Consider the following 16108-nt stretch of genomic DNA (forward strand, 5'->3'; position numbering starts at 1 on the left):
ACCTCCTGGGAACGGATGGGCACTGGTACGTGGACCCGGAGAAGGACGGCTGCACCTGGGGAACCAGAAGGGAGGAAGAACACAAACCGGAAACCAACATCCATGAATAACATCGAACAGGAAACAATCTGCTTTCAGATTAACTTGGAACTAGGACGGTTCCCGGGGAATCATGACTACCACGTGACCTATGACCCGCGCTGCCGGGAAATCGGGGTGCAACTGGGAGAACTGGGCGTCCAGTGGGTGCCCGTGGACGCCGAGAAATTTTACTCCTGGCTTCACAATACCCCCGGACTGAAATGGACGGACGTGGTGGCCATGCTGGTCCGCAAGCTCCGCCAGACGAAACAACTCAACAAACAACATAACAATGGGAAAGATACGCACAACCACTAAAGCAACCGACCAGCAGGTTATCAAAGACCAGGACGAATTCTGCCGGACCTTAGACGACATCGCCCGCAAGGGTGTTGAACTGGACACCTTGCAGGCCGCCAAGGAGACCGCCATGCAGCAAGTGCTCACCGAGCATGATCCCAAAATCAGCGAACTGGCCAGGGAGATTGCCCGGCTCACCAAGATGGCCGAGCAATGGGCCTCCCCCCGCAGGGACGAGCTGTTTGTCAAGGGCCGTAAATCCGGCACCACCGCCCTGACTACCTACGGCTACCGCTTGGGGCAGCCCTCCCTCAAGCCCGCGCCGGGCTGGACCTGGGACAAGGTTGTCGCCCTGCTCAAGAGCACCCGCCGCAGGGCCTACCTGGTCACCAAAGTAACCCCGGACAAGGATGCGATCCGCCTGCATGTCAAGCCTCACAAACTCGCCAAGCTGGGCATGCAGATCAAGCAGGATGAAACGTTTTACGTAGAGAGAAGCACCAGGAGTGACGACTAAATACCAATGCCGGAAACGGCCCTCCGGCCTCTACGACGTAACGGTGATCACGCCGGAGGGCGGAAAAAGTATCATCTACAGCATGGAGGAAGACCGGAAAAACAACCTGATCCGAGTGATCAGGGAATACAATGAAGAAACTGCACGCATCAAAGCCATTAAACCACGCAGCGACAATGGAAAAGTCATTATCAAATAAGCAAAAGGCCGTATTGGCGCAGCTGGCCGTCCGGGCCTACAAGCAGCTGCAAGCATACGGCTGCCCGGTGCCGTCCCTGGAAGAATGGCGGCACGACGAGACCTGGAAAGCCACCGGACACACGGATTCTTTCACCCGCGCAACACAAAAAGATTATACGCTGATTTACAATCGTTTTGCCGCCTACCTGGGATATGAAGCCATCAGAGACAACACCTACACGGAAATGGACAAGGCATTGCACATCCTCCGGGATAGCATGCAACGCTATGAAATCGGGCCGGAATATCTGGCGGAGGTTGTGCGGGATCAGCTACATCTGCCCTGCACGAGCAAAGATGTTTATGGGCAGTTACGGAAATTTGCCGCGCTGGAACACGTGCGGAATCTGAACTACACGGTGATCAACCGGGGCCGGGCCGCCGCCCGAAAGCTGGCGGAAGAAACAGGATTTGAAACCTATGAACCGCACGCAATCCTGGGGACGATTCCCCCGGGAGGGCTGGCAGATCATGTGGGAGCCGTCCGAGTGCCCAAGGCCGTCCAGGACGCTGGCCGGAGAGCAGCTGCCCCCCTAGCCCCCGAACCGAAAACGGCCAGGGGATGGAGCGACACGGTGTCATTTGAAGACGAATTCCCCCTGTAACTTTTCGCATCCCTGCGGATGCGCGGATTGAAACAACAGAAAAATCATCATGCCCCCCTTAAAGCCAGGAGACAACATCAACTGTTATGTTGTAGATGGCAATGGCCAGCAGTCCGGCTATGCAGTACATGCGCTTGTTGTTGCCACCAAGCAATCACTATTTGCTGACGGACTTTATTCAAGCGTCCTGTGCATTATGGACGAAAGGACGGACAAGCTGATAGAAGACCATCAGGACGAGGAAATGACGCCCTTTGTCCGCGCTTTATGTTGCGATGATTAGCCCAATGGGCAGATACAATTCAGGCCGCCAGGTAGCTCCTGGCGGCCTTTTTGTTGATCAGAATTTAGTGTCGAGGACCAGCCATGTATTGCCCAGCACATCTTTGCACATGGTAAAGCCCTCAAAATCCCAGACCAGCACGACAGCCTGTTCGGCGAGTTTATAGCTCTTTCTGTCAGGGTCCTGCATGTCAACTACCGCGATCATTTTCAGCTCGGATTGCATTTGATGATGATAACATCTGGCATGAGACTGTCGACTTTATTCTGTGTTTGCGAATTTGCGCCCCTGCTCCTGAAAAACCGTTAAGCGTGTGGTAATATGGACACATGGACGAAAATTTGCGCCGCTGGGCTAATGGGCCGGAATGTAGCGTTGCCGAAGCTGCCCGCATATTAAAGGTAAGCCGGGAAACAGTGCGGCGCATGATATTGAGGGGGGACTTGTACGCCTGGCCTGCCGTGCCCGGAGGCGTAAAAAAGCTATTGTGGGAGGGGCAAGTGCGGGATATGGCGGCGGCAGCGCGGGCAGAAGCCATCCAGCGCGGGAAGATGATGCAATCCACCTTCAACTTTTTTTAGCACATTTGCCACAAACGCCACATTTGCCACAAATGCCACATAAAGAATGCGGAGCCTGGGCTAGAGTGCCCGCATGACTAACAAGCAAGATTTTGGCGGAACAAAAAACGGAGATGAACTGAATCGTGGTAATCATGGGAATGAAGCCCTCGCGTCGGGAGACGCCGGGGCAACTACGCCCCAGCAAACGAAAAAGACGACCACGCCCTGGTACTTGTCCCGGACGTTTTGGATCAACCTTGCCGCCCTCCTGTCCCTGCTCCTGCCGTCCGTCCGCGAGTGGCTGGAAAACAACCCTGTGGACTTTGTGACCGCCCTGGGCGGCGTGAATGTCCTGCTGCGGTTTATCACTTACGGGAAGCATCAAATTTCATCCGACAGCGATGATAGCGATACCGCCTCCGGCGATGGAGGCGGAAATGAATCGAAGTCCCGGCCCCTGGTGCCAGGCGAGAACGACCTGGCAAATTCGTCCATAGCCGGGGCCGGGACTTCCGATCCGGCCAAGCTCGAAACCATCAGACGCCGCCTATGTCTGACGATTGGCGCGCTGATGGTGATGCTGGGAGGATCATGCAGCAGTTCATCCACCGCATCCACCAGCGTGAGCCTGTCCGAAGGGCAGGCGGTGATTGTCCGCGGCGGTTCCTCCCTGGTGATTGACCGGGGGGAAAGAAAGCTGCTGTGGAATCAGAGCGTGCCGGAAGTGGTGATCGCCCCGCCCGTGGTGCAGAAAGGAAAATAGTTAATAAGTAACAGTGAAGAAAGGAAAGCATCATGAAGTACGCCGAATTGAAAATGAACACGCTGTCCTGGCAGCGAGCACTGAAGTTTGCCGGGTTTTACCGTGGGGCCTTAGATGGTATGACTGGCCCGTTGACCCGTGAAGCCGCTACGCAGTGGGAAACCAGCCACAGCCAGCTGCAAGCCAGATACGGCCAGGTGGACAGCCGCTCCGAGTCTTATCTATGGACCTTGCAGCCACTGGCCGCCATGCGGGTGCGCCAGGTGATCGTAGCCATGCGGCAGCAGGCCGATTGGAAAATCATTTGCGGCGTCCGGACCTACGACGAACAGGACGCGCTATATAACAAGCGCCCCCGCGTCACCCGGGCCAGGGGCGGCCAGAGCATGCACAATTTTGGACTGGCCGCGGACTTTTGCCTGTTTGAAGACGGACAGGACATCTGGTCCCCCAGCGAAGGCCCAAAATCCATTTACGCGCCGCTTGCCGAAGCGACCCGCCAGGCGGGCCTGGTATGGGGCGGAGACTTCCGCACCATCTACGACCCCGGCCATATCCAGCTGGGAGAAATCGCCACAACCGCCCTGCATCGTGCCTATACCCAGGGCACGTCCACCCTTGCCGAATTATTGAAATGATGATGCAGCTATTGGCGGAAGCGAGCACGATAGATGCCGGAGCGGTTGTCCAGATAATAAGCACCCTTGTGGGGGCTGGCGCTATTGGCGGGGGTGGCTACGTGATGGGTAAGGCTCGCAAAATATCCTTGTCCAATGATCCCCTCAATGTCCGCAAGGCCAACGAATACGCCACCAAAGAGGATATTGCCCGGCTGGAACGAGAAATCCGAGACATAAAAAATGACCGGAAAGAAGACCTGGGAGACATATATGACCGCCTCAACGAACAAGGCAGAGACCTGCATGAAATCATCGGCATGCTGAAAACCCTGACCCCACCGAACAAGAAATGAACCGAACCGCCGAAATCAGACTGGCCATCCTGAGGGACCTGGCCCATGTCCCCGCCGGACTGCTGCGCCGTGAAGATGACATACGCTGCCGGGTGCAGCTGCAAGTGGTGCCGGCTCCTTCCCGCGCGGAAATTGAAACCGAACTGAAGGAACTGGACGCGCTGCGCCTGATCACGGGCATCTCCAACAAGATCACGGGAGAAATGCGCTGGCGCATTACGGATGCCGGACAAGCTGAACTTAGCAACCAGTAACCCCCCTACACCCATGCGCAAGCCCAGGCCGGACAGCACCATCCACAACTTGCCGGAGGAATTGCGGCAAGCCGTGGACGACGCCCTTGCCGCCAACGCCACCCTGAAGGATGTACAGGCCATTCTGGCGGAGGGAGGCGTGCGACTGTCCCTGCAAAGCATCAGCGAGTACTACAAGCTGCACCTGCTGCCCCGGATATGGGCGGCGGAAGACCACAATGCCGCCCAGCTTGCCAAAATCAAGCGGGGCAACGTCACGAAGGCCACCCATGCCGCCGTGCTGCAAACCTGCTACGAAGTCATCACGCGCCCGGGCAAAAAATCCGCCGCGGATTTGCAACGCCTTTACGGCATGGTGCTGGCCGGACAAAAGGCCCAAATGGAAGCCCAGCGGCTGAAACTGGACATTGACAAATGGCAAATGCTGGCCGCCCAGGCGCTGCTGGACAAGGCCACCAGTCCGGAAGTCCAGGCGATTGTCGGCAGCAACGAAACCAACGAAAGCAAACTGGCCAGGCTGCGCGCCCTGCTGTTTGGCCAGCGGAAAACAGTCACCCCCGAATTTGTAGATGCCCCATCATCCTGACAATTTCCGGGCAGTCAACCTGCTGGCCTTTCAGGACGCCGCGTTCTGCGTGGCTTTCCGCATCTGCTTTTTCATGTGGCGGCGGCAGGGCGGCAAGTCCTACACGATTGCCAGCAAGGCCATCGACCGCATGATTGAAAAGCCCTGGCGGAATTGCTTTTTTGTGAGCGCATCCATTGCGACCGGAAAGGAAATCGTGGAGAAGGAGGCAACCATCTGGCACGACGCCCTGGGCGCCCTGAAAGCTTGCCAGGACAAGCTGGGCAAGCAGCTGGGCGGCAACGTCATCGACAAGACCAGCAAGGAACTTTTGAACGTGGACGACTTGGCGGAACTGATGGACAAGCAGGCGGCCCAGGTCAGGATTTACCACACGCGGACGGCGTACAGCCGCACGAAGATCCTCGCCCCCAATCCCGACACGGCCCGGGGCTGGACGGGTGACGTGTTCGGAGATGAAATCGGCTTCTGGCCGGACTTCAAAGGCGTATGGGACGCGGTGGAACCGATCATCTCACGCAACCCGGAATTCCTGTTCTGGCTGTTCAGCACGCCGCCCGCGGACGATACGCATTACACCTACGACCTGCTGAACCCGGGCCTGCGGACATTTGAACCGAACGCCGCCGGGAACTGGTACAAGACGGAACAGGGCTACCCGGTCCACCGTGTGGACGCTCTGGACGCCGAACTGGCCGGGCTGCCGCTCTATGATCCGCTGTCCGGCAAGGTGGTGCCCTACGAAGAATTCAGGGCGCACAGCCTGGACCGCGCGTCGGTGGATCGCAACTATGGCCTGAAGTTTATTCAGGGCGGCACGGCAGCCATCCCGCTGGGCTGGCTGAACCGGGCGCAAAACATGGGCCTGGGCCATTGCACGGGCCTGGACCTGGCCGGGGAGGAGGTGTGCGCATGATCGCGATCCGTGAAGCCATCTCCCCGAACTGGGCGGAATCCCTGTGCGCCGGAAAAGTGTGTTTCGGGCTGGACGTAGCCAGCACGGAGGGCAAGAAGTCCAACCCGTCCAGCCTGACGGCCACGGAATACTGGGACCGCATATATTGGCAGCGGCTGGTGGTCAGGTGGAAGACGGAGCACTACGCCGTCATGCTGGGCATCCTGGAACTGGTCATTGGGGCCGTGCCTCGCGAGCAGCGCGGCGTGCTGGTGGTGGACACCAGCAATGAAAAATTCCTGGCGCGGGAACTGGCTAAAGACCTGTCCGGCCTGGTCCGGGTGGTGGGGTTTTACGGGCAGCAGGTTGTCCGCTACTGCGGCGAAAAATCCGACGCCAAGACGGCAATGGGGGCCGCGTATTGCTCCGCCCTGGAAGACGCTCTCATTGCCATGCCTCCGGGCAAATGGCTGGAAACGGACCACCGCCTGGTGACGCGCAACGGCGCACGGTTCGAGGCCGATGTGGACGCGCAGGGCAACCACGCGGACACATTTGACAGCGGCAAGCTTTCCTACTGGGGCCACGTCGGGACCGGGCTGGAATCATGCAGCCCGTCATCCTGGCGGCACAAGTCCCGCCAGGGCAAGAGCAGGAAGAGCAGTAACCGGGCCTCCGGCACCCGCCGCTGGGGCGGCATCAGGACCAGGAGATTTTAACACGATGAACATTTTACCGCAATTTGTGAACAGGATGATTGGCAGGCCAGGGAATTTCCGGACTGGCATGATCAGGCTGATCGGCTTTTTGTCCCGACGCTCTCAAAAGGAAGGCCGGAACCCGCTGCCATTCCTGACGCCGCAGGAAGCCCGCGCCCTCTATGAATTGTACCGGAAAGGCCAGTATGCCGACGTGATGCTGTGCTGGGCCGCCCTGGAAGAAACGGACGACATGCTGGGCACGGTCCTGGACCGCCGCGCCTCCGCCCTGGCGGAAATGACTGACGACGTGAAGGTGGATGCCAAAGCCATCGGCAACAACCCGGACTTGCAAACGCTGGCCGACGAGCAGCAGCAATGCCTGGCGGAATATTACGGCAAGATCGACAACTTGAGGGATGCGGTGCGGTTCATGGGATCGGCTACCTTCCGCGGGTACGCGCACCTGGAACCCGTGGCCGGAGGCGGCAGAATCAGGATGGAACCCGTGGACCAGTGGCTGATGGCCCGGCCTGTCAAGGGCGGGGCCTGGTATTACAACGAATCCGCCGACAGGTCATGCGCCAAGCTGGAAGCCGTGGATGAAAGCCGCCTGATCATCCGTGAATGCCTCCGGCCCGTGGACCTGCCCGCCATGTTCGCCATCTGCGCCAAGGCCCATGCCCTGGACGGGTGGGACGGATTCATTGACGTGTTCGGCAACCCGGCCATCTTCTTCAAATACCCGCCAAACACTTCTGACGAACAGGCACGGGAATATGACCGCATCGCCGAAGAGATGATCGGGGACGGGCGCGGCGGCTACCCGGACGGAGGGGACATCAAGACTGTGGAAACGACGGCCCGCGGAGGGGACACCTTCAAACAGCGCTGCGAGTGGTGCGACAAGCAGATTGTGCGCCGCGGCACGGGCGGCGAGCTGACCGTGCTGGCGGAATCCGGCAGCGGGACGCTGGCGGGCAACGCCCACCAGGAAACATTCCGCATGTTGGCGGCGGGCGAAGGCGCGGAAATCTCCGAAAGCTTCAACCGCCAAATGAGCCGCCGCCTGCTGGACCGCCATTTCCCGGGAAGGCCGCATCTGGCCTACTGGACGCTGGAATACGAAGAAGCGGAAGACGTAGGCAAGCAGGTGGACAACATCACGAAATTGGCCGCCGCGGGATATATTGCCGACGAGGAAGAAGTAAGCGAGGCGTCCGGCTATACGGTCACGTACCGGGCGCCGCAGCCGTCCCAGGAACAACCCTCCTTCCCCCTGCTGGCCAACAGCCGCGGAAACTGGCAACACATCCCCGCACAGATTGAGCAGACCAGGAACAACGCCCCCCTGACGGCCCAGGAACTTGCCCTGCTGGAAAAGCTGCTCAACGCACAGCCGAACCCGGCCATGATCCGGAATGATGCCCGGAAGCTGGAAACGGCCATGAAACGCGCCGCAGGGCTGGAAGTGGGCAATGACCCGGAAAAAGCAGGAAGCACCCCGGCAGCACCCCGGCAAAACGCAAATTCAGCCGGAAACGGCGACCAGGAAAACCTGCTGGCCAACTACGGCACCAGCGAAGGGGCCAGGAAGGGCTGGGACAAGCGGGGCCGCGGGCAGCATGAGGCCATCGGCCAAACCGGAACGGCCAAAAGCCTGGGACTGGAAAAATTGTCCGCCCTGACCCCCGACCCGGCCAGCAGCCACAGCCACCCGGGAAGAGCGCGGAAAGCCCTGACGCGGGGATTTACGGCCCGGTCCATCGACGGGCAGGACGTGCATTTCAGCAAGGGCGTCCTGGATCACTGGGAAAGCACCCAGCCCCCCAAAACGCCCGAGGAACAGAACCGGAGATTGCGGCGTTTATCTGAAGCAGTCCGTGCCGTGAAAAACCCGCACGAAGTGTGGGAATCCCACAACGGCCAGAAGACCTACCTGCGCGTGTACAAGGATGACGCCGGGAAATTTGCCATGAGCGGATTTATCACGGGCAAGGATGGCCAGGTGAGAAGCTTTTTCCACAGCCGCCGACTGAATGGAGCCGAAAAGATGAGAAAGGGAACCCTGAAATACAAGAGATAAAAGAAGTACGGACGGGAGGGCCATCTCCCCGCACGGGCTAACGCGGCCTTAACGGATGGCCCCCAGGCCGCGCATCACCGTAACAACACCGTAACCAACACAGACAAAAAGTCAAGAAGGATGAAAACCATTACATTGGAAGATTTGCAGCCCTGGGAAAACCCGGGGGACGGCTGGTATAACATCGAACGCTGGGGGGAACATCCCCAGCAGACAGCGGACGGAAAAAAATATGTCCAGGTCATCGACGATGAGGCCGTGCGGGCCATCGTGGAAGCAGGCGTCCCGGAAGAAGGGCTGCTGACCGACGTGGAACATGTGTCCGTTGCCGTCACCGGGCCGCGGGATAGCCGGGCTTACGGCTGGGTGCGCGAGCTTGCCGCCCTGCCAACGGTGGAAGGGCTGCAACTGTGCGCCCGTATCGAATGGACGCCGCTGGGCCTCCCCCTGGTCCGGGACCGCATCTACAAACATTTTTCGACCGTGTACAGCGTGGAGCTGTGCGCGGACCTGGGAGGCGGACGCCTCCGCCCCCTGCAACTCGTCGGGCTGGCCCTAACCAACCAGCCCAACAACCCCGGCCAGCGCCCGATCACCAACAGTCAGGCCGCGCCGATCAACGACAACACAAACCAACAAGACAACAACATGGAAGAATTGAAAAAAATCGCCGCCAAGCTGGGACTGCCGGAAGACGCCGCGCTGGACCAGATACTGGCAACAATCGACGCCCTGATGGCCGCCGAACAGGAAGCCGCGGAAGCGGAAGCGGAAACGCTGCTCAACAGCGAAGACCTTGCGACCTTGACCCCCGAGGAAAAGAAGGACCTCAAGGAAGAACTGCTGACCAACCGCGAGATGGGCATCAAGATGATCAACCTGCTGGCCAACCGCAAGGGAGGCGGCACGTCCGGGGGCGCTCCGAAGTATGCCCGGCCCGGATATCGCCGGGAAACCCAGGCGACCAGGGGAGGCAAAGGCATGGGGACGGACCGCGGCCAGCTGCTGGTGAATACGGCCCGCGACATCCAGGCGCAAGAAAAGGCAGCCGGGCGTCTTTGCTCGTTTTGGAAAGCGAAGAACCTGGCCAAGATCCGGCTGGGGCAGAAGTAAACCGCTCCTGGCATTTGCTTTTAACTATTCATAACCAGAAAACAACATGGCAATTATCCATCAACAGGCCGTCATGAGGGCGGAAAGCGGCAGGGACCTCCGCAAATGCGAAGGCTGCTTCGTGAAGAAAGACACATCGGGCAAGTTGGTCTTGTGCGGTAAATCCGACATCCCCCTGGGCGTGGTCCACGTCGGCGGAGACGAAGGAGAAGACACGGATTACATCCTGCCCGCCCATCAGGGGATCGTGGGGGTGCGGTTGAGCGAATCCCCCGGCAGCGTGGAAGAGGGAACCAGGCTTGTCCTGGACGACGGAGGCACCGCTACGGCCGGAGATACTGGCACCCAGGTGGCCGTGGCCTGCGAGCCGGGAACCGGGGGGCAGCTGTTGGAATCCTACTTGACCCTCCCAACCGTGCAGGCGGCCCCTGCCGGAGACTGACGCACTCAACAACCAACAATAAGCAATAGATACTAACATTATATGTTTCAGAATGCTGCAAGCTACAACGGTTATTTGACCGAGCTGTGCCAGGCCGCTTATGCGGACGAGGCGGACAGTATCAGCCGCAAATTGTTCCCAACCGTGGGGGTGAAAACCGCCGTGGGAAGTTACAAGAAGCGGGACATCGACAACGCGTTCCGCGTTTATAAAACGGCTCTGTCCAGGGGGAATTCTCCTACGCGGATAGACACCAATGCCACGGACGATTTTTACAACTGCAAGCCCCACGCATTGGAGGTCGGCAGTTGGAAATTCGACATGGAACAAGACGGAGGAGGAGACGATGAGCGGGAAAGCAATCTTCAGGATTTGATCAGTTCCCAGCTGGTCACGAGGGAAGTTGAAGCCGTCACCATCTGGAAAGCAGGGGTGCCCGTTACGGCTGGAAGCGGCAACTGGACCAGCACCGCCGGACAGAAAGCCAACATCATCCAGGAACTGGATAACCTGGCCCTGACGATCCAGGCGGCTATCGGGCGCAAGCCGACGCATTTGATCCTGGGGCTGAAAGCCTGGGTGATCATGAAGAATCATCCGTTCTTCCTTAATCGCCTTCAGGGGTTGGAACTGACTGCCAGCCTGGACATCCTGAAGAACATGCTGGTGTTCCCGGACATTGACGTGTCCCTGGCATCCATGCCCTACCAGCCCGCAGCACGCGGGAAGTCCGGCAAGATGCAGGGCATTATGGGATCGGACATTTTCATGTTCTACTCCCAGGACGCGCCGACGCGCAACGACATGTCAGCAGCCAAGGATTTCACGCTGGAACCTTCCGGCCCGGAAATCCTGTCCGAAGAACGGACGCTGGAAGTGGTGGACATGATGTACTGGTCCACTCACCGGAAAGTGACCAATCCGGCAGCCGCCGCACGTATCGAAGTATCGTAACCAGGAATGGCAGATTGACGAGGACTGTTCCGGGGGCGCAACGCCGCCCCCGGAACTTACCGGAAGGAAAAACCATGTGGAACCCATTAACTGAAGATGTGCTGAACCAGGTACTGAACGCCGGGGAACTGGCCAGCGTAACGCGCGACCGCGCCCAGGTGCAGCCCGATCCCATCCCCGGCATCCTGGCCGAGACGGCGGCCACCATCCGCAGCCGCATTGCCTCCGGAGGCCGCACCAGGTTACAGGGAAGCCCTGACTGCATCCCCGCGGAACTGATGGCGGAAGCCGGGGCCATTGTCCGTTACCGCGTCCTGGTCCGGTTTGCCCTGGCCATGACGGACGAGCGGAAAGCGGAGTGGCAGCACGCCAATGACGTGCTGAAGGAACTATCCTCCGGCAGCTACGTGATCACCGATGACGCCAGCGACAAGACCCCCAGCCCGCACTATTCCGGAAGGCCGATCCGGTGGGGCATGAGCCGCCACGGCGGGGTGATGTAAGGCCCGCGCATGCGGGCAGTGAACAGTTAAAAGCGAATAGTTAATAGGATGCCAAGCGCCGAAGAAACACTGATGGGAAAGCGGCTGATGCCGACCAACTTGAATTCCGCCCAGCTGGAACAAATGGGCCGGGAATTCACGCAGCGTGCTGTTTTTTCGGCTGGCTGCAACCATCTTCAGACGGTTCAGGCAATCCGGGACGGATCCCGGAAAATTTTGAACGGCGAATGGCTGAATGCTTCCGCCCGCGAGTTTTTGCAGGCGGTACTTAAATTTTACAATTATGAGGCCCCGGAGGATGCCGAGGGGACGATCCGGGACATGACGACACCCGGACGCCAGAATTTGATTTTTGACCAGACCGTGGCGCAAGCTAGAAATTTTGCGTGGAAGGAAAACCTGCTGGCCGACGACAGGCCCCACGCCTGGCAGCTGGTCCGGGTGGGAACCAGGAAAGAACCGCGGGACTGGGACACGCGCTGGAAAGATGCGTATGCGCAGCTTTCCCCCGCGGAACGGCTGGGCGTGGATGCCGAAGGAAAACGTGCCCTGGTGTCCAGCCGGATTTGGCAGCTGCTGTCCCGGTGGGGGACGGGCTACCCGCCTTTTGACTTTAATAGCGGGATGGGGGTTAAATCCGTATCGGCGGACGGTTTGCAGGACGCGGCATCCGGACGGGAAGATTTTAACAGAGCCGAGGCGAGTATGAAAGGAGTGGATCAGGATTTGCGCGACTGGATCAGCCGCAACCTGGATGTGCAAGTGAGCATCCGCGGGGACAAGGCAATCATGGAAGGAGGCCGGGCATGATTAGTCTGCAAGTGAACCTGGATATGTCCGTGGCCCTGGCCAGGATGGTCACGCCGGAGGATTTGCAGGCCATGACCCGGCACGCCGGGGACGATTTGCGCGACCTGCTGAAGAATCATTTTATCGACCGATCCCAGCAGACCGGATCGCGGAACTACTGGGCCGGGGCGGCGGAAGCCACGGAAAGCCACATGGAGGGCCGCACGGCCCGCGTGACGGTAAGCCATACGGGGGTGCGCCTGCACCTGCTGGGCGGCACGGTCCGGGCGACTGGCCGCATCTCCCCCGTGACGGGCCGCCCCACCAAAAGCCTGCTTGTCCCAGGGCCGGATTCTCCGCTCCGCAAGCGGCGGATCACGCTGGCCGAGGCCGGAATTCCCCAGGAGGAAATCATGGTCTTGTACAGCGTCAAAAGCCGCATGCCCTACCTGGCCCGCGTCCAGGAACGCAAGCGCATGTACAAGGGCTGGAAGCAGAAAATAACGCCGCTGGGGCTGCTCCTTAAATCCGTAACGCACGACCCCGACCGCACCGTTCTGCCGTCGGATCAGGAACTGACCGACACCGTGAAATCCTCCGCCGTGGACACCCTGGCAACTAGAATTTCCAACCGATTGAACAAGCATGAATGATGAACTACCAGACGGCCCCGAATACGTGTTTGCCCAGGCGGTGATCGACCGCCTGGCCGGAAAAAAAGAACTGGCCAATTATGTGATTCCGGACCCGTTTGACGCCAGCGACCAAGTGAACAACCTTGCCCTGGCCGTGGCGCAGTATGATGCGGCCATCGCGGTCATGCCCCAGGCACCCCAGCCGCCGCCCTGGAAGGGTGTGGACATGCCGGACCCCGGCGTGGTTGTCGCCACGGCAGCCATCCTGGTCATGACGACCGGGCAAGTGGGGGCTGACCCCACGATCCGCCGCTTGTCCGCCCTGACCGCCGCCGTGCTGCGGCGGCTGCGCAAATGGTCCCCGCACAATGACGAGCTGGCCGGGACAGCCCCCTGGGTGGCGGAAATTACAGAACTAAGCACGGAACAAGTGCCGGAACTGAAGAACGTGGACGGCAGAGTGATTTTCCTCTCGATCCGAGAAAACCTGAACCCATAGCAACAACATGGCAAAGACAGAAAAAGAACAGACGGCCCCGGCATCCGCCGCGGGGGAAGCAGGCGTCAGCGGCCAGGCCAAGCCGCAACTGGTGAAAGTGCGCGTGACCAGGACGGGCACCAACATCAGCGGCATGACCTACCTGGCCGGAGTGGTGGTGAACGTCACGCCCGACCAGGCTGCGGCGCTCGAACAGGCAAAAGCCGGCTGCCGGGTATTTTAACGGACCGGAGCCGGAACGACGAACCATTAACAATTAACTATTAACCAAACCAAGCACATGGCATACGAAAAAAGATTTGTCGATAATTTGATCGGAGGCATGATCATCCGCATTGCAAAATTCGGGGAAACCGTCACCGCAGGAAACACGGTGGGAGAAGGGGCCAAGCCCGACGCTCCCACCCCGGAAAAGCCTGGCCCGTGGCTGACCCTGGGCAAGATCAAGACGGCTACCAGCGAACGCCAGAAGAAGACGGCGACGGTGGAAGGTGTGAACGACGCGGGATTTTATGAAATGCGCGATTTGTCGATCGCCCAGCAGTCCAAGCTGAAGTTCACGACGCAGGAGGTGACGCCCGAAGCGATCCAGCTGGCGTTCGGCGTGGCGGACAACCTGGAAGATGACCAGGAAGCCGCGCCGTTTTCATCCTCCGGCAACATCCGTTGCTGGGTGTATGGAGAACTGCGCAACTCCGGCAATAACGCCGAAAAGCTGGCCCATTTCTGCGTGATGGGGGATTTATCCCTCACCAACAGCCCGAATTTCGCGTCCGATCCGGTGACGTGCGAGTTTGAGCTATCCATCAAGAATTCCCCCCTGGCTACGTTCACGAGCCTGGCGCTGGCCAAGCTGGCGGCGGATTAACCCTGCGCCCATCCAGGAGCCGTCCGGGTACGGCGGCTCCGCTTTCCCCCTTCCATCTTTCCAATCATGATTATATACATAGATGCTAACACGCTGGCCCTGACGACGGCGGGCCAGGTGCCGCTGACTGACATGGCCCTGGTGCGGGGCGACAAGATGCCGCTACGCATCGTCCTGACGGACGGCCCCGGCAACCCCTCGAATTCTGACGAGGTGCCCGTGCTGGCCGTGAAAAAATCCCTGGGGGACGATTCCCTGGTGCTGGCCGCCACGGGGCTGGAACATGTGGAGGATGCCCTGGGCACTGCCTATGTCGGCAGCCTGTCCGTTAATACGGTGCAGCTGGCGGAGGTCATGGGGGATCAATCCCGGATTGACCTGATCGGCGAGGTGGTGCTGGTGGATCCGGACGGGGCGCAGCGCACGTCCCGCCTGATCCGGGTGACGGTCCGGGCGGACTTGCTGCCCGGGGATTACGCGCCGCCTGACGAGGTGCTGGCCGACTGGTCCGAACTGGTAGCCGACGCCCTGGCCGCACAACTGCCGGACGCGCTCAAGGATGCGGGCGTGGAATTGGAAGCGGTGACCGGGCAATCCACCTTGTCCAGCGGAGATGCCGCCGACACCTGGACCATCGTCGGAGGCTACGCGATGACCTGGGGAGACGAGATACTGGCGGGGCATCTGCCTGACAGCTGCCGCCTGACGAGTATTTCCACTGTGTATTTTTTCACCGACCCCGCCCTGAATCAGTATTGCCTGCGGATTTGGAAGCTGGTAAACGGTGCGTACAGCCTGATTGGCACCTCCGCCTATGTGTCCAACCTGTCCAGCGGCCAGACGGCCACGTGGGTATTTACGCCGGGCGTTACGTTGCAACGCGGGGACAAGATCATTATCCAGGTATGCGAAGGGACCGAGATGACGCCCTATGCCTTGGGTATGCACGCCGTGCTTACTCCGTCCGTCCCCGGACGCGGTTTGATCACAGAAGTGGTAAACCCTCCCACCGTGAACGGCACGATGGCCCCGCTGATGACCGTGGTGGTGGACTATGACGACGGCATCACCCTGGGAGGGATGGAACTGGCTACCGCGCGGCAACTGGATAGCCTGGGGAGGGATGTGCGGCAATCTTCCGCGACTGCCGAGGCTGCGGCGCGGACGGCTGGCCAGAACGCCGCCACGGCATCCACGGCTGCCGATAACGCCGCAACATCCGCCACCAGCGCGGCCAACTCCGCCACAGAAGCCCAGCAGGCCCTTGCCGCCATCCCGCAGGTAGATGCTGCTGGTAACATGACGCTCGCTGGCGGTCTGACTGCGAACGGCACCGTCAATGCCAACGGCGGCGTCAACATCCCGCTGGCCGTGGGAGCGCCGACGGATACGGCAGCGGTCAACCGCCTGCATGCCGCAGGCTTGGCCGGAGTGACGGACATTTTTTCCCAGCACGCCTAC

At 59.8% G+C, this 16108-nt stretch carries 24 protein-coding genes and 1 pseudogene; 24 read left to right on the forward strand and 1 reads right to left on the reverse strand.

Features of this window, described 5'->3' with window-relative positions; translation table 11 throughout:
- The first annotated feature begins 102 nt into the window (after positions 1–102).
- The 5 genes from BHW66_RS02235 to BHW66_RS02255 are packed head-to-tail and all read left to right on the forward strand — an operon-like array spanning position 103 to position 2026.
- Positions 103–399, forward strand: a complete 297-nt coding sequence (locus tag BHW66_RS02235; RefSeq protein ID WP_094136121.1) for a hypothetical protein — start codon at positions 103–105, stop codon at positions 397–399.
- On the forward strand, positions 374–898 hold the full coding sequence (locus BHW66_RS02240; protein WP_286688853.1) for a host-nuclease inhibitor Gam family protein: 525 nt from the start codon (positions 374–376) through the stop codon (positions 896–898). The genes BHW66_RS02235 and BHW66_RS02240 overlap by 26 nt, the downstream gene beginning before the upstream one ends.
- Positions 888–1097, forward strand: coding sequence for a hypothetical protein (locus tag BHW66_RS02245; protein WP_215833530.1), 210 nt, complete (start codon positions 888–890; stop codon positions 1095–1097). The genes BHW66_RS02240 and BHW66_RS02245 overlap by 11 nt, the downstream gene beginning before the upstream one ends.
- Complete coding sequence (locus tag BHW66_RS02250) at positions 1075–1743, forward strand: hypothetical protein (RefSeq protein WP_215833529.1); 669 nt, start codon at positions 1075–1077, stop codon at positions 1741–1743. The genes BHW66_RS02245 and BHW66_RS02250 overlap by 23 nt, the downstream gene beginning before the upstream one ends.
- 49 nt (positions 1744–1792) lie before the next feature.
- Positions 1793–2026, forward strand: coding sequence for a hypothetical protein (locus tag BHW66_RS02255; protein ID WP_087393300.1), 234 nt, complete (start codon positions 1793–1795; stop codon positions 2024–2026).
- Positions 2027–2083: 57 nt separating this feature from the next.
- Here BHW66_RS02255 and BHW66_RS02260 read toward each other — a convergent pair whose 3' ends face one another.
- The gene (locus tag BHW66_RS02260) at positions 2084–2251 is read right to left on the reverse strand and encodes a hypothetical protein (RefSeq protein WP_215833528.1); all 168 of its coding nucleotides are present in this window, start codon (positions 2249–2251) and stop codon (positions 2084–2086) included.
- Positions 2252–2355: 104 nt separating this feature from the next.
- Between BHW66_RS02260 and BHW66_RS02265 the strand changes: the two genes are divergently transcribed.
- The 19 genes and pseudogenes from BHW66_RS02265 to BHW66_RS02355 form a co-directional block, all read left to right on the forward strand.
- Entirely contained in the window at positions 2356–2607 is a 252-nt protein-coding gene (locus BHW66_RS02265; RefSeq protein WP_094136117.1) for a helix-turn-helix domain-containing protein, read from the forward strand.
- A 73-nt stretch (positions 2608–2680) separates the two neighbouring features.
- Positions 2681–3352 (forward strand): hypothetical protein, encoded by a 672-nt coding sequence (locus BHW66_RS02270; protein ID WP_217730293.1) that lies wholly within the window; start codon positions 2681–2683, stop codon positions 3350–3352.
- 32 nt (positions 3353–3384) lie between these two features.
- Positions 3385–3990, forward strand: a complete 606-nt coding sequence (locus BHW66_RS02275; RefSeq protein WP_131072292.1) for a M15 family metallopeptidase — start codon at positions 3385–3387, stop codon at positions 3988–3990.
- On the forward strand, positions 3987–4325 hold the full coding sequence (locus BHW66_RS02280) for a hypothetical protein (protein WP_131072291.1): 339 nt from the start codon (positions 3987–3989) through the stop codon (positions 4323–4325). The genes BHW66_RS02275 and BHW66_RS02280 overlap by 4 nt, the downstream gene beginning before the upstream one ends.
- Positions 4322–4579 carry a hypothetical protein gene (locus BHW66_RS02285; protein ID WP_131072290.1) on the forward strand — a complete coding sequence of 86 codons (258 nt, stop codon included), beginning with the start codon at positions 4322–4324 and terminating at the stop codon, positions 4577–4579. Before BHW66_RS02280 ends, BHW66_RS02285 begins: the two co-directional genes overlap by 4 nt.
- 13 nt (positions 4580–4592) lie before the next feature.
- Entirely contained in the window at positions 4593–5165 is a 573-nt protein-coding gene (locus BHW66_RS02290) for a hypothetical protein (protein ID WP_094136112.1), read from the forward strand.
- Positions 5149–6081 (forward strand): terminase family protein, encoded by a 933-nt coding sequence (locus BHW66_RS02295; protein WP_131072289.1) that lies wholly within the window; start codon positions 5149–5151, stop codon positions 6079–6081. Before BHW66_RS02290 ends, BHW66_RS02295 begins: the two co-directional genes overlap by 17 nt.
- Positions 6078–6779, forward strand: coding sequence for a hypothetical protein (locus BHW66_RS02300; protein ID WP_165477134.1), 702 nt, complete (start codon positions 6078–6080; stop codon positions 6777–6779). The genes BHW66_RS02295 and BHW66_RS02300 overlap by 4 nt, the downstream gene beginning before the upstream one ends.
- 67 nt (positions 6780–6846) lie before the next feature.
- The gene (locus BHW66_RS02305) at positions 6847–8844 is read left to right on the forward strand and encodes a DUF935 family protein (RefSeq protein WP_215833524.1); all 1998 of its coding nucleotides are present in this window, start codon (positions 6847–6849) and stop codon (positions 8842–8844) included.
- A gap of 120 nt (positions 8845–8964) precedes the next feature.
- Positions 8965–9957 carry a phage protease gene (locus BHW66_RS02310; protein WP_217730291.1) on the forward strand — a complete coding sequence of 331 codons (993 nt, stop codon included), beginning with the start codon at positions 8965–8967 and terminating at the stop codon, positions 9955–9957.
- A 46-nt stretch (positions 9958–10003) separates the two neighbouring features.
- Positions 10004–10399 (forward strand): hypothetical protein, encoded by a 396-nt coding sequence (locus BHW66_RS02315; RefSeq protein WP_286688854.1) that lies wholly within the window; start codon positions 10004–10006, stop codon positions 10397–10399.
- 42 nt (positions 10400–10441) lie between these two features.
- A complete protein-coding gene (locus tag BHW66_RS02320; protein WP_094136107.1) occupies positions 10442–11353 on the forward strand; it encodes a hypothetical protein in 912 nt (303 codons plus the stop codon).
- Between the two features lie 74 nt (positions 11354–11427).
- Positions 11428–11856, forward strand: coding sequence for a hypothetical protein (locus BHW66_RS02325; RefSeq protein WP_094136106.1), 429 nt, complete (start codon positions 11428–11430; stop codon positions 11854–11856).
- 48 nt (positions 11857–11904) lie between these two features.
- Positions 11905–12666, forward strand: coding sequence for a hypothetical protein (locus BHW66_RS02330; RefSeq protein WP_217730287.1), 762 nt, complete (start codon positions 11905–11907; stop codon positions 12664–12666).
- Complete coding sequence (locus BHW66_RS02335) at positions 12663–13298, forward strand: hypothetical protein (protein WP_217730285.1); 636 nt, start codon at positions 12663–12665, stop codon at positions 13296–13298. Before BHW66_RS02330 ends, BHW66_RS02335 begins: the two co-directional genes overlap by 4 nt.
- Positions 13291–13779: a hypothetical protein gene (locus BHW66_RS02340; protein WP_217730284.1), complete on the forward strand. Its 489-nt coding sequence runs from the start codon at positions 13291–13293 to the stop codon at positions 13777–13779. Before BHW66_RS02335 ends, BHW66_RS02340 begins: the two co-directional genes overlap by 8 nt.
- 7 nt (positions 13780–13786) lie before the next feature.
- Entirely contained in the window at positions 13787–14002 is a 216-nt protein-coding gene (locus BHW66_RS02345) for a hypothetical protein (protein ID WP_131072280.1), read from the forward strand.
- A gap of 57 nt (positions 14003–14059) precedes the next feature.
- The gene (locus BHW66_RS02350) at positions 14060–14647 is read left to right on the forward strand and encodes a hypothetical protein (protein ID WP_094167838.1); all 588 of its coding nucleotides are present in this window, start codon (positions 14060–14062) and stop codon (positions 14645–14647) included.
- A 66-nt stretch (positions 14648–14713) separates the two neighbouring features.
- Positions 14714–16108: pseudogene (locus BHW66_RS02355) on the forward strand (hypothetical protein); the annotation flags it as partial.

It is taken from the genome of Akkermansia sp. 54_46, from assembly GCF_001917295.1.
Classification (GTDB): Bacteria; Verrucomicrobiota; Verrucomicrobiia; order Verrucomicrobiales; family Akkermansiaceae; genus Akkermansia; species Akkermansia muciniphila.

Coding starts and splice junctions, on each gene's coding strand:
- BHW66_RS02255 (WP_087393300.1), top strand. CDS start 1,793: ATGCCCCCCTTAAAGCCAGGAGACAACATCAACTGTTATGTTGTAGAT.
- BHW66_RS02290 (WP_094136112.1), top strand. CDS start 4,593: ATGCGCAAGCCCAGGCCGGACAGCACCATCCACAACTTGCCGGAGGAA.
- BHW66_RS02270 (WP_217730293.1), top strand. CDS start 2,681: ATGACTAACAAGCAAGATTTTGGCGGAACAAAAAACGGAGATGAACTG.
- BHW66_RS02330 (WP_217730287.1), top strand. CDS start 11,905: ATGCCAAGCGCCGAAGAAACACTGATGGGAAAGCGGCTGATGCCGACC.
- BHW66_RS02250 (WP_215833529.1), top strand. CDS start 1,075: ATGGAAAAGTCATTATCAAATAAGCAAAAGGCCGTATTGGCGCAGCTG.
- BHW66_RS02335 (WP_217730285.1), top strand. CDS start 12,663: ATGATTAGTCTGCAAGTGAACCTGGATATGTCCGTGGCCCTGGCCAGG.
- BHW66_RS02285 (WP_131072290.1), top strand. CDS start 4,322: ATGAACCGAACCGCCGAAATCAGACTGGCCATCCTGAGGGACCTGGCC.
- BHW66_RS02310 (WP_217730291.1), top strand. CDS start 8,965: ATGAAAACCATTACATTGGAAGATTTGCAGCCCTGGGAAAACCCGGGG.
- BHW66_RS02235 (WP_094136121.1), top strand. CDS start 103: ATGAATAACATCGAACAGGAAACAATCTGCTTTCAGATTAACTTGGAA.
- BHW66_RS02320 (WP_094136107.1), top strand. CDS start 10,442: ATGTTTCAGAATGCTGCAAGCTACAACGGTTATTTGACCGAGCTGTGC.
- BHW66_RS02325 (WP_094136106.1), top strand. CDS start 11,428: ATGTGGAACCCATTAACTGAAGATGTGCTGAACCAGGTACTGAACGCC.
- BHW66_RS02340 (WP_217730284.1), top strand. CDS start 13,291: ATGAATGATGAACTACCAGACGGCCCCGAATACGTGTTTGCCCAGGCG.
- BHW66_RS02240 (WP_286688853.1), top strand. CDS start 374: ATGGGAAAGATACGCACAACCACTAAAGCAACCGACCAGCAGGTTATC.
- BHW66_RS02275 (WP_131072292.1), top strand. CDS start 3,385: ATGAAGTACGCCGAATTGAAAATGAACACGCTGTCCTGGCAGCGAGCA.
- BHW66_RS02315 (WP_286688854.1), top strand. CDS start 10,004: ATGGCAATTATCCATCAACAGGCCGTCATGAGGGCGGAAAGCGGCAGG.
- BHW66_RS02350 (WP_094167838.1), top strand. CDS start 14,060: ATGGCATACGAAAAAAGATTTGTCGATAATTTGATCGGAGGCATGATC.
- BHW66_RS02295 (WP_131072289.1), top strand. CDS start 5,149: ATGCCCCATCATCCTGACAATTTCCGGGCAGTCAACCTGCTGGCCTTT.
- BHW66_RS02345 (WP_131072280.1), top strand. CDS start 13,787: ATGGCAAAGACAGAAAAAGAACAGACGGCCCCGGCATCCGCCGCGGGG.
- BHW66_RS02260 (WP_215833528.1), bottom strand. CDS start 2,251: ATGCAATCCGAGCTGAAAATGATCGCGGTAGTTGACATGCAGGACCCT.
- BHW66_RS02300 (WP_165477134.1), top strand. CDS start 6,078: ATGATCGCGATCCGTGAAGCCATCTCCCCGAACTGGGCGGAATCCCTG.
- BHW66_RS02280 (WP_131072291.1), top strand. CDS start 3,987: ATGATGATGCAGCTATTGGCGGAAGCGAGCACGATAGATGCCGGAGCG.
- BHW66_RS02265 (WP_094136117.1), top strand. CDS start 2,356: ATGGACGAAAATTTGCGCCGCTGGGCTAATGGGCCGGAATGTAGCGTT.
- BHW66_RS02305 (WP_215833524.1), top strand. CDS start 6,847: ATGATCAGGCTGATCGGCTTTTTGTCCCGACGCTCTCAAAAGGAAGGC.